Annotated in this window: 1 protein-coding gene; it reads left to right on the top strand. The window is 65.9% G+C overall.

The annotated features are described in order from the left end of the window. Positions 1-678, top strand: a 678-nt coding sequence (locus E1297_RS01000; protein WP_244327586.1) for a phosphopantetheine-binding protein, incomplete at both ends; no start/stop codon positions are given.

Genomic DNA, 678 nt, shown 5'->3' on the forward strand with positions numbered 1-678 from the left:
CGCGGCATGCGGGTGGAACTTGGCGAGATCGAGGCCGCGCTTGTGGCACAGGATGGGATCGCACGGGCCTCGGTGGTGGCGCGCAAGACGGGCGCCGGGGAGACCCGGCTGGTTGCTTATCTGGTTCCTGACGCCGTGACGGATCAGATGATTGCGGATGCGCTCGGGATTGCTCCGGCGGACATGGCCCCATCCGACTTGCAGGAGATGCATGTTCTGGATCTGGAGCCTGTGCTTCAGCCCGGACACTTGCGGGCCTGTCTGGAGGTGTTGCTGCCGGCGCATATGGTTCCGTCCGTGTTTGTCGGCCTGTCGCGCTTGCCGATGACGCCGTCGGGCAAGATCGACCGCAAGGCGCTGCCCGATGTTGCCGGCAGCGTGGCGCAACGCCCCTACGAAGCGCCCGCAACGGAAAGCGAACAGCTCGTGGCCGGGGCGATGGCCGATCTGCTGGATCTGGAACAGGTGGGGCGTCAGGACAGTTTCTTCGAACTTGGCGGCCATTCCCTGAGCACGGTGCGCCTTGTGGCCCGTCTCGAGGCGGCAACGGGCAAGGCGGTTGCCGTGCGCGATGTGTTCGAGGCAGGCAGTGTTGCGGCTCTGGCCGCGCGGATCGACGCTCAGGATCAGGCGGCAGATGATGGCGTGCCTCTGGTCCGGGTTGATCGTTGTGGTGTG

Source organism: Roseibium sp. RKSG952 (genome assembly GCF_009711355.1).